This is a genomic window from Pseudomonas cedrina subsp. cedrina, assembly GCF_001983175.1.
In the GTDB taxonomy this organism is placed as follows: Bacteria; Pseudomonadota; Gammaproteobacteria; order Pseudomonadales; family Pseudomonadaceae; genus Aquipseudomonas; species Aquipseudomonas cedrina.
In genome coordinates, this window is the sequence record NZ_MNPW01000017.1 from 90923 (window position 1) to 101703 (window position 10781).

General features: G+C 61.8%; 8 protein-coding genes and 1 rRNA gene. 3 read left to right on the forward strand and 6 right to left on the reverse strand.

Translation table 11 applies throughout. The features are described 5' to 3' along the window. Position 1 precedes the first annotated feature (1 nt). The 3 genes from BLL36_RS27375 to BLL36_RS27385 are packed head-to-tail and all read left to right on the forward strand — an operon-like array spanning position 2 to position 3910. Complete coding sequence (locus BLL36_RS27375) at positions 2-1429, forward strand: O-antigen ligase family protein (RefSeq protein ID WP_090220124.1); 1428 nt, start codon at positions 2-4, stop codon at positions 1427-1429. After that, positions 1429-2838, forward strand: coding sequence for a lipid II flippase MurJ (locus tag BLL36_RS27380; protein ID WP_076954727.1), 1410 nt, complete (start codon positions 1429-1431; stop codon positions 2836-2838). The genes BLL36_RS27375 and BLL36_RS27380 overlap by 1 nt, the downstream gene beginning before the upstream one ends. Positions 2839-2881: 43 nt before the next feature. Further along, on the forward strand, positions 2882-3910 hold the full coding sequence (locus tag BLL36_RS27385; protein WP_197678456.1) for an acyltransferase family protein: 1029 nt from the start codon (positions 2882-2884) through the stop codon (positions 3908-3910). 32 nt (positions 3911-3942) lie between these two features. On the opposite strand, the gene BLL36_RS27390 is transcribed toward BLL36_RS27385, so the two are convergent. The 6 genes from BLL36_RS27390 to rrf all read right to left on the reverse strand — a co-directional run. Continuing rightward, positions 3943-4521, reverse strand: coding sequence for a DUF4174 domain-containing protein (locus BLL36_RS27390; protein WP_076954729.1), 579 nt, complete (start codon positions 4519-4521; stop codon positions 3943-3945). Between the two features lie 164 nt (positions 4522-4685). Continuing rightward, the gene (locus tag BLL36_RS27395; RefSeq protein WP_076954730.1) at positions 4686-5318 is read right to left on the reverse strand and encodes a glutathione S-transferase N-terminal domain-containing protein; all 633 of its coding nucleotides are present in this window, start codon (positions 5316-5318) and stop codon (positions 4686-4688) included. 24 nt (positions 5319-5342) lie between these two features. After that, entirely contained in the window at positions 5343-7700 is a 2358-nt protein-coding gene (locus tag BLL36_RS27400; protein ID WP_076954731.1) for a DNA polymerase II, read from the reverse strand. Between the two features lie 98 nt (positions 7701-7798). Continuing rightward, on the reverse strand, positions 7799-8275 hold the full coding sequence (locus BLL36_RS27405) for an SRPBCC family protein (protein WP_076954732.1): 477 nt from the start codon (positions 8273-8275) through the stop codon (positions 7799-7801). 227 nt (positions 8276-8502) lie between these two features. After that, a complete protein-coding gene (gene mrdA, locus BLL36_RS27410) occupies positions 8503-10395 on the reverse strand; it encodes a penicillin-binding protein 2 (RefSeq protein WP_076954733.1) in 1893 nt (630 codons plus the stop codon). Between the two features lie 276 nt (positions 10396-10671). Then, a 5S ribosomal RNA gene (gene rrf / locus BLL36_RS27415) occupies positions 10672-10781 on the reverse strand; the annotation flags it as partial.

Genomic DNA, 10781 nt, shown 5'->3' on the forward strand with positions numbered 1-10781 from the left:
CCTGAACCTGACCAGCCTCGTCGCGATTCTCTTCGGCCTGCTGTTTGGCGCCCTCGCGCTGCTGCTGTCGCCGGCCAAGGCCTTCCTCGCCGTGGTCGGCCTGGCCGGGGCGGTGACCATCCTGCGGTTTCCGTTCTGGGGCCTGGTGCTGTTTGCCCTGGTTGCCACGTTCATGCCCTATTCCACGGTCAACCTGGGCATTCGCAGTACCGTCAGCGAAGCGATCCTGGCGCTGACCTGGGGCGCGGTGCTGTGGCACAGCTTCCTCGCGCGCCTGCCCGATACGCCAAGCCTGGGCCTGCGCCCCACCGACCAGATGCTGTTGTGGCTGATGCTGTTCAGCGTGTTCCCGTTTATCGTCGGCCAGGTCAGCGTGCACGCCGACACCAGCGGCGTGGCCAACTGGTTGCGCTGGCTGCTGAGCCTGTCGTCGGTATTTCTTTGCGCTAAATTGCTGGTGGACCACAAACACCGCGAGTCGCTGGTGATCGCCTTGCTGCTGGGCAGCCTGGCGATGCTGGCGCTGTCGATCGGGGTGTTTGTGCGTACGCGTTCCGGGGCCGGCATTGCGCCGATTCTGGCGCTGTTCAACTACGGCAACTTCGACATGTTGAAATTCGGCCTGGAGGCCATGTCTTCGCGCATGGGTTCGCCGTGGATGCACCCGAATGCCATCGGCGGGATCATGGCGTTGTTGCTGCCCCTGGCCTTCTGCTTCGGCATGACCGAGCAGGGTTGGAAACGCGCATTGGGCCTGAGCGTGGCGTGCCTCGGCGCAGCGGCCTTGCTGTTGGCCAGCAGCCGCGGTGCGATGGTCAGCCTGGCACTGGTGCTGATGTGGATGGCCACGCGCCGAGTGCCCTACACCGGTCGCCTGCTGATGATCGGCGCGGCGCTGACGGTGGCGCTGGTGATGGCTTACCCGCCGTTGCAGGAACGCCTGGCGACGATTTTCTCGTCGGACAACGCCAGTACCGAAGTGCGTTTCGACGAGTACCGCATGTTTCCCCAGGCGGTGCTGGCGTATCCGTTCGGCATCGGCTTTAAGGTTGATCCGCCGGTGCCTGGCACGGATTTGCTGGGCATCTCCAACCTGTGGCTCAACTTCATCTACAAGACCGGCATCGTCGGCATGCTGTTCTTTGTGGCGGTGACTCTGCGCTGGTGGCGGGAAGCGCGCCCGCAAAGCGGCCCGATTCGCCTGACCAAGGACAATGCGCTGTGGCTGGGCACCACCGCCGGGATTCTCTCGGCCTTGGTCAGTGGCCTGTTCGACCACTACTTCAGCTTTGCGGTAGTGATGGTCGCGCTGTTCTGGCTGATGGTGGGGATCAACGTGCTGGAGGCACGCCGACTGTTTCCGGCGCGCCTGCCCCAGGTGAACCGCGTGGCGTATCACAAACCCCAGCTTGATGGCGCACAGCCCTGATGCTCGGCTCCGCCGTTTGGCTGACTCTGGCGACGCTGCTGGGATTGTGCCTGGGCTTCGCCCGTGAATGGCTGCTGGTGGCGGCCTGGGGCGCGGGAGAGCGCAGCGATGCGTTTCTGATCGCAGTGTTTTTGCCGGAGGCGCTGCGCATGTCACTGGCCGGCGGCGTGCTGAGCGCGGCGGCGCTGCCGTTGTATCTGGCGCGCGAGCGCGACGAGCGGCTGGGCTGGCTGGCGGTGTTGTTTGCGGCGCTGCTGCTGATTGCATTGGTCATCAGCCTGCTGCTGACGCTGCTGGCGCCGTGGCTGGTGCAACTGCTCGGGCCGGGCTTGGCGGACGGTGCCCTGGCGCTTGCCAGCCGTAACTTGCAGGTGGTCGCCTGGTGCGTGCCGGGGCTGATGCTGCATGCGTTGTTCAGCGTGCCGCTGCAGGCCAGCGAGCGGTTTGTGCTGGCGGGCTTGGGTTCGTTGTTGTTCAACCTGCCGCCGGTGACCTACCTCGCGCTGGCCGGCACCGCCAGCCAGCCGCATTCACTGGCCCTGGCGTGCCTGGCCGGCAGCCTGCTGATGCCGTTGGCGCTGCTGCCATCGATGTGGCGCCTGGGTTGGCGGCCGTGGCGCTGGCAGTGGTCGTGGGCGCCGCTGCGGGAGCTGGGCCAGCGCATCGGCCCGCTGTTGTTGAGCAATGGCGCGAGCCAGGGCCTGGCGCTGATCGAGCGGCTGGTGGCGTCGTTGCTGGGAGAAGGTGCGGTGACTTGGGTGAACCTGGCGCGCAAGTTGATGAACCTGCCGCTGATTGCACTGATGAGCCTCAACCAGGTGCTACTAGGCATGATGAGCCGTCGCCAGGGCGATGAGCGCCTGGCCCTGCTCAAGCGCGGCCTGGAAACCGCCAGCATGCTGACTCTGCCCGCTGGCGTCGGCCTGGTCGCGGCGGCCCCGAGCCTGGTGGCGTTGCTGCTGCCCAAGCAATCGGCGGACTCGCCGTTGCCGCTGCTGCTGGCCTGGTTTGCGGTGCCATTGGTGTTCGGCGCCTGGAACGCCTTGCTCGCGCGTTACGCCTACGCTGCCGGCGATACGCGCCAGCCGCTGCGCTGCGAGTTGCTCGGTAGCCTGGTCAATGTGCTGCTGCTTGGCGCCCTGCCCTTCGTGTTCGGCCTGGCCGGTATCCCCATGGCTGCATTGGCGGGGGTGATTTGCACCGCGTTGCTGCTGATGCAGCGCCAGGCATTGCTCGACGCCCTGCCCTGGGCGCGGCATTGGTTGCTCGGCGCGGTGCTGATGGGCGCGGCGGCACTGGCGCTGTTTCAGGTTGAGGGCGTATGGCTGCAGCTGGGGCTGAGTACCCTGGCCGGCGCCACGGTGTTGCTGGGCATGGGCCTGTGGCTCAAGCCGTGGCGCAAAACATGAATGGACGATCGGGGGCACGCAGGTGAAAAATCGCTGGATACAAATGGATATCGCCAAAGGCATCGGCATCCTGGTGATCGTGTATGCCCATAGCTGGTTTGTCGCGTCCTCACCGGACGTGCTCTACCCGCTGCTTGCGTCATTTGTGCTGCCATTGTTTTTCTTTCTGTCCGGGGTCTTTTTCAAGCCTGAACAGCCCTTCGTGGAAATGGCGGTGCGCAAGGCCGATGGCCTGCTCAAGCCGTTTTTCTTCACTATGCTCACCTATGTGATCGTGCGCAGCATCCTGCGCGGCCAGCCGCTGCTGCCGGATATCGGCGGCGTGCTGTATGCCTCGGTGAACACCATCCCGTGGCAGGCGCTTTGGTTTTTGCCGCACTTCTGGGTGGCGATCCTGTTCGGTTGGGTCGTGCTGCGCTTGATCGCGCGCCTGCCGTTGGCGGTCAGTTGCCTGGCGATGCTGGTGCCATTGCTGATCGGCATCTGGATGCTGCCCTGGTTCTGGCAACTGCCGGTCACGCTGGGCGGGCACACCTGGGTGTTGCCAGGCTTGCCGTTCAGCCTGGATATCACACTGATCAGTGGCAGCTGCTTTGTCTATGGCTACCTGCTACGCCATTGGCTGCGCGCCCATGCGGGTTCAGTGCTGACCCTGCTGGTATCGGCCGTGCTCTTCACCGCGGTGTTTGCCTACCGAGGCGACACCATGGACCTTGCGCAGCGACGCTACGATCACTGGCTGTGGACCAGCCTATTGGCGGCGATTGGCGTGTATGCGTGCTGGGCGTTGTCGCGGGTGCTCATGGCCTCGGCGCTGATCACCCGAGTGATGACCTATATCGGCCAGTCGACCCTGATCCTGCTGATCTTTCATGGAGAGATTCAGCACAAGACCTTTGACCTGATGCAGCGTGTGGGGCTGCCTGCGTTTGTCGCGGCGTGTGTCGGTTTTGTGGTGGCGGTGGTGGTGCCGTTGTTGATCGGGGAAGTGATCAAGCGGGTGGGGGTCTTGCGGTTTTTCTACTTTCCGTTTCCGGTGCGTAAGGTGACGGGAGCCAACGCTGCAACCTGATAGCACCGCCGCTCCCACATTGGTTCTGTATTTCAGTCGTCGAGTTGCTGGGCTGGCTTGGCACCGTGCTTGGCTGGCTTGGCGCCTTTGGCGGGAGCGGGAGCCGGTGCGGCGGGTTCAGGTTCCGCTGCGGCGGCCGCTTCTTTTTCCGCCATCGGCATCTGATCGATGGCAGCGAAGAATGCCTTCAGGTCGAGCGTATCCGGCGGCACGGTCTTCTCGAGTTTCTTCTCGCCGTCCTTGCCCACCAGGATCACTTTGGTACCGCTGCCGGCACCGAGTTTGAGGGCGCGGATCAGTGCGTTGGTTTCCGGCGGCGTGAGCTTTTTGTTGTCCTTGGGGTCCTTGGCGAACTTTTCCCCTTCGGCTCCAATGCTGCCGAACTTCACGGTGTAGAGCACCATGGCTCGCTCTTCAAAGGACTGCTGGGTAGCAGGCTCGTCCAATTGTTTCTTGAGGGTCGCCAGGGTGTCGTTGCCGGAATCAAGCTCAACCACCACCAGCGGCCGGGCCTTGCCCAAGTCCTGCTTGAGCGGGTTGATATCATCGGCAGCCAACAGCGGCCCCGTAAAAGCCATCAAGGTAGCCAGGGTCAGCGACCGGATGAGCATGCGCACCTCCTTTGAATTCCATGCAGGGTTCTTGAGTTTCATGTCTGCGACCGTCAAATTCAAGGATGATTCCTACACCACTCTAAGAAAGCGTAGGTCAGAACGCCCGCTACACGCCGGTTTGCTGGGGTCGACTGTCATTGTTTCCGCTGATTACGCAGACATCACGAGGCCTTCCACTGCGGCCAATGCCGCGCAAATACGGGCGCGACGATGGGGTCGGCATCCACCCGCGCCAGGCTCTGGGCAAAGCCTGGGGCCAGGCCGCTCAGTGCCTCCCTAGCCTCCTCCCAGCGTGACACCGCTGCCGCCATGATACCCAGCGCATTCGGCACGTTGCCCGGGGTAAACAACTGGTCGGCGAATTGATTGGCGAACATCACCCAGGCCTGATGCAGATAGCGCCGCGTACCGGTGGCCAGTTGCGCCTGCACCGCTTGATCGGCGTCGCCCAACCAACGTTGCGGATAATCGATGATGCCGATCGCCGAATAGCAATTGGCGGTGATATAAACAAGGCCGCGCAAGATCTGCGCGCGGTTGCCGGCCAGCAGCTCGGAAGCCGGAAATGCCAGCCCCAGATGGATCAGGATCGCTGCGCTTTCGGTCAGCACCTCGCCATCGGGGGTGACCAGGGTGGGCACCTGTTTGAGCGGGTTGATGCGGGCCAGCTCGTCACTGCCCTCACCCTCCGCCCAGGAGGCCGCGTCCGCCCGCCGCCACGGCACCGCGCAACGCTGCAGGGCGATTTCGATCATGCACGAGCCGGATTCATCAATACCGTAAAGCGTGTACATAGGCGTTGCTCCTTCACGCGTGTTTTAGAACAGTCCCATCTGCCCGCCGACCAAGGTGCTGAAGTCGTCATTCACAAACGGCAGGATCGCATCGGCCACCGGCTGCAATTGCCGGGTGACATAGTGATCGTAGTCGATGGGCGCTTGACGTACCTCCAACGGTTCCGGGCCGTTGACGCTGATCACATAGCTGATCCAACCGCCACGCTGATACTGACGCGGGCGCCCCAGGCGGTCGTTGTATTCGTCTGCCAGGCGCGCGGCGCGCACATGGGGCGGCACATTGCGTTCGTAGTCATCCAACCGGCGGCGCAGGCGTTTGCGGTAGATCAGCAACTCATCGAACTCGCCGCTCAGGGTACGGGCAACGTAGTCGCGGATGTAGTTCTGGTGGGGCTGGCGATGAAAAATGCGCTGGTAGAGTTCCTGCTGGAATCGGCGCGCCAGGGGCGACCAGTCGCTGCGCACGGTTTCCAGGCCTTTGTAGACCATTTCTTCACTGCCATCGCTACGCACCACCAGGCCGGCGTAGCGCTTCTTGCTGCCCTCCTCGGCGCCGCGGATGGTGGGCATGAGAAAACGCGTGAAGTGGGTTTCATATTGCAGTTCCAGGGCGCTTTGCAGTCCGAACGCGGTGCGCAGGTGCTCGCGCCACCAGTCGTTGACGTGTTGCACCAGCGCGTGGCCGATGCGGCTGGCCTCTTCCTGGGTGTGCGCACTGCCGAGCCAGACGAAAGTGGAGTCGGTGTCGCCGTAGATCACCTCATAGCCTTGGGCTTCAACGAGTTCGCGCGTCTGGCGCATGATCTGGTGTCCGCGCAGGGTGATCGACGACGCGAGCCGCGTATCGAAGAAACGGCAGCCGCTGGAGCCGAGTACGCCATAGAAGGCGTTCATGATGATTTTCAGGGCTTGGGACAGCGGTGCGTTGTGTTCACGCTTGGCCACTTCCCGGCCTTCGGAGACCCGCGCAACGATGGACGGCAAACAGTGCCGGGTGCGGGAAAAGCGCGCACCGCGAAAGCCTTCGACCGAGTCGCTGTCGTCGGGGTACTTGAGGCCTTCGATCAGGCCCACCGGGTCAATCAGGAAGCTGCGGATGATCGAGGGGTATAGGCTCTTGTAGTCGAGCACCAGTACCGATTCGTAGAGGCCAGGGCGCGAGTCCATGACAAAGCCGCCGGGGCTGGCCTGGGGCGGTTTGTCGCCCAGATTCGGCGCGACAAAACCCTGGCGGTGCATCAACGGCAGGTATAAATGGGTGAACGCGGCCACGGAGCCACCGTTACGGTCGGCCGGCAGCCCGGTGACACTGGCCCGCTCCAGCAAGAACTTGAGCAGTTCGGTCTTCTCGAAAATCCGCGTGACCAGCTCGCAGTCCTTTAGGTTGTAGCGCGCCAGAGCGGGCTTGTCCTCGGCGAACATGCGGTTGATTTCGTCCATGCGTTGATACGGCGTGGAGATGTCCTTGCCTTCGCCCAGCAGGGTTTGCGCGACGTTCTCCAGGCTGAAGGACTCGAAGCTCCAAGTGGCCGAGCGCAGGGCTTCGATGCCATCGATGATCAAACGCCCTGCCGCAGCGGCAAAGTAGTGATTGCGGCTGCCGTGCTCACGCCAGGCCATCGGCTCTTCGCCACGCCCGAGCATGAGCGGCACATTGAGGCGCTGGGCATGTTCGTGAAGCACGCGCAGGTCGAACTGCACCACGTTCCAGCCGATGATTGCATCAGGGTCGTGCAGGGCAAGCCATTGGTTGAGGCGTTCGAGCAGTTGGGCGCGGGTGTCGCAGTAGTCGAGCTTGAAGTCCACGGCGTCGGCTTTGTTCGGCGGACCAAGCATGTATACCTGGCGCTCGCCGCAGCCTTCGAGGGCGATGGAATACAAATCGCCCTGGGCGGTGGTTTCGATGTCGAGGGACACCAGCTTCAATGGCGGGCGGTACTCGGGCGCGGGTTTCATCTGCGCCTCCAGCAAGGCGCCGGTTGCGTCAGGCGTACCGCCGAACCACACCGGCGCGGTGATGAAGCGTTCCATCATGTAGCGTTCGGGCGGGCGCACATCCCCCTCGTAGACATCCACACCGGCGGCACGCAGGCGCTTTTCCACATCCATGGCCTGGCGATGCTGGCGGGTGTACAGGCCCAGCACCTTGCGGTGATGGAAATCCAATAGCTGCAATGGGCGCAGCTCGATATCACGCTCGCCCTTGAGCAGCCAACCCAGTGGCTTGCGATGGGCTTCGGGGATGAACATCACCGAGGTCTGCACGGGTAGGCGGATAAACCTCGGGCCCTGGTCGGTCGCCAGCCAGAAGCTGACTTCCGTGCCCGCCGGGGTATCGCGCCAATGCCGGGTCAGGACAAAACCCTGCTGTAAATCCACCGTACCGCACCTCAGGAATCGCTTTCAGGGCGTGATTCTACTCGGCATCCGCGCAAATGCAGCAGGTTAACGCTCGCCCAAGCTACAGCGGCCCTCCATCACGGCGTCCGTTTAGGCCCCGCCTGGTTGAGGTAAGCTTCGATATTGCTCATTTGCTCATCCCAGCCACGGGAGTTCATCTTGTACGCCTTCTGCCGCCGGACTCCAGGCACCGAGTCAAAGCCCGATTCAACCACCCGCAGCAAGATACCCGGCGCGCGATCTTCAAGGGTGAATTCCACCAGCGTCGGGGTTTCCTGGTCGTAGTCGATGTTTGGGTCTACCGCAAAGGGATGCCACCAGAATGAGAACAGCGTCTGCGGCAGGATGCGTTCGATCCTGGCCTTCCAGACCACATGCTCGTACCCCGGATAAGTGATCTGCGCCTCGATGGTTTGCCCGGCGACAAAGGTTTTGCCTTCAAGGGCGACACCAAACCAACGGCCGAATCTTTCGGCATCGGTGAGCGCTTCCCACACCTGTTTACGTGGCGCGTTGAGCAGGACTTTCCGTTCTATGCGATCCAATACGTGCATAAGTCACCTCCTCCATTGACAGTAGGCGACATCAAACAATGCGCAACCTGGGGTTGTAAGCAATGATGATGACCCCGTCCTTGATCCGGTAATAGGTTATGACTGACCCGTTGAATGGAAGTTGCTTTTGCAAAGGCGTGCGTTATGACGTGGACCGGTTGGACACACCTGGACGGCCCGTGATGTGTCCTGGCTTGCCGATCACGGCGTAGAGCGGTGGGATTGAATTAAACCTTCGGATCTCCAGGCGCTTTAGTCGGCGTTGCGTATTGCGGTTTGAGGTGGCCGTCCTGATCGAGCAACCAGGCGTCCATGATCTGGCGTACCACCGGGCCGGCGACGCGGCCACCGGCCTCGCCGTTTTCGATCATTACCGAGATCACGATCTTCGGATGCTCAGCCGGGGCGAAGCCGACGAACAAAGCGTTGTCGCGGTGGCGTTCCAAGGTTTTTTCGCGGTTGTAACGCTCACCCTGCTTGATCGCCACCACTTGCGCCGTACCGCTCTTGCCGGCAATGCGATATTGCGCGCCTTGGGCGGCAGCGCGGGCGATGCCGCGTGGATCATGCATAACCAGTTGCATACCATGGTTGACCTGCTCCCAATCGCGCGGGTCCTTGAGGACCACGTTAGGCATGGGGTTTTCATCGACTGGCGGCACGCCATTGATGGTCTTGGCCAGGTGCGGTCGATTCCACACGCCTTTGTTGGCAATCAATGCGGTGGCCTGTGCCAACTGCAGCGGTGTGACCTGCATATAGCCCTGGCCGATACCCAGGATCACGGTTTCTCCCGGGAACCAGGGCTGCCGGCGTGTGGCGCGCTTCCAGGCCTGGGAGGGCATCAGGCCGGCTGACTCTTCGAACATATCCAGCGACACTTTCTGGCCCAGGCCGAATTCCGCCAGGTAGTCGTGCAGGCGGTCGATACCCAGTTTATGGGCCAGGTCGTAAAAGTAGGTGTCATTGGAGCGCATGATAGCCGCGTCCATGTCCACCCAACCGTCGCCGCTGTGGTTCCAGTTGCGGTATTTATGGTCGAAATCCGGCAGTTGGTAGTAACCGGGGTCGAACACGCGGGTCTGCGGCGTGACAACACCGCTGTCGAGGCCGGCAATGGCGACCTCCGGCTTGATGGTCGAGCCAGGGGCGTAAAGGCCCCTTAGGACACGGTTGAACAGTGGTCGGTCGATGGAGTCGTGCAGCGCGGCGTACTCCTTGAAGCTGATGCCGGTGACGAACAGGTTCGGGTCGAAACTCGGCTTGCTGACCATGGCAAGCACTTCTCCGGTCTGCGGGTCGAGGGCAACCACCGAGCCGCGGCGATCGCCCAGGGCGTCTTCCGCCGCTTCCTGAAGGTGTACGTCGAGGCTCAGCACGATATTTTTGCCGGGGATCGGGTCGGTGTGCTTGAGCACGCGGAGTACGCGACCTTGGGCGTTGGTCTCGACTTCTTCATAGCCTACGTGGCCGTGCAGCTCGGATTCGTAGAAGCGCTCGATACCGGTCTTGCCGATGGACTGGGTACCGCGGTACTCCACCGAATCGAGGGCTTTGGATTCTTTCTCGTTGATCCGTCCTACGTAACCAATGGAGTGAGCGAAGTGGGCGCCCAGGGGGTAGTGGCGAACGAATTGCGGTTCTACGTCCACCCCTGGCAGACGGAATTCGTTCACGGCCAGCAGGGCGATCTGTTCCTCGGTCAACTCGTAGAACAACGTCACGGGCACGAAGGGGTGGCGCGCCTGTTTCAGCGCCTTGTCGAATACGGCGCGGTCTTCGGCGGGCAGGTGCAGCAAGCTGACGATGGCATCCAGTTCACCTTTGAGGTCGCTGGTACGCTCGCGGGTGATGGTCAGGTTGTAGCTGGGGCGGTTATCGGCCAGCACTACGCCGTTGCGATCATAGATCAGCCCACGCGTGGGTGTGATGGGCAACACGTGGACGCGGTTATTCTCGGAAATCGTGGCGTGATAGTCGTACTGCACCACTTGCAGGAAGTACATACGCCCCACCAGAGCGCAGGTGATGCCAATCACCAGCAGCGCGCAGGCGAGGAGGCGCTTGTTGACCAGGCGGTTTTCTTTTTCGTGATCTTTGATGGGTATCGGTTCAGGCATTTCTACAGCATCTCGTTGAAGAAGGTCGATGCCGCTTCCTGCGGATTAAAGCTCAATCCCTGAAATGTGCTGCACCATACCAAAAAATGCAGAAACACTTTGTATCGATTTGCTCGGCAGCATGCTGGAACAGCGGTTTTCAAGGTGCAGCAGGCTGCTCGCAGAAGAAGACGCATAGCTAAGCCGGGAACATCGCAGGCTATTTTTTTGAGTAAGTTTTCCGATCGCCCAAAACAAAACCCCATCTGCTTTCGCAAATGGGGTTCTGGAATTTAATCTTGACGATGACCTACTCTCACATGGGGAAACCCCACACTACCATCGGCGATGCATCGTTTCACTACTGAGTTCGGGATGGGATCAGGTGGTTCCAATGCTCTATGGTC

Excerpts from the sequence above, each read along its gene's own strand:
- BLL36_RS27380 (WP_076954727.1), top strand. The coding sequence starts at position 1,429 with ATGCTCGGCTCCGCCGTTTGGCTGACTCTGGCGACGCTGCTGGGATTG.
- BLL36_RS27385 (WP_197678456.1), top strand. The coding sequence starts at position 2,882 with ATGGATATCGCCAAAGGCATCGGCATCCTGGTGATCGTGTATGCCCAT.
- BLL36_RS27395 (WP_076954730.1), bottom strand. The coding sequence starts at position 5,318 with ATGTACACGCTTTACGGTATTGATGAATCCGGCTCGTGCATGATCGAA.
- BLL36_RS27390 (WP_076954729.1), bottom strand. The coding sequence starts at position 4,521 with ATGCTCATCCGGTCGCTGACCCTGGCTACCTTGATGGCTTTTACGGGG.
- BLL36_RS27405 (WP_076954732.1), bottom strand. The coding sequence starts at position 8,275 with ATGCACGTATTGGATCGCATAGAACGGAAAGTCCTGCTCAACGCGCCA.
- mrdA (WP_076954733.1), bottom strand. The coding sequence starts at position 10,395 with ATGCCTGAACCGATACCCATCAAAGATCACGAAAAAGAAAACCGCCTG.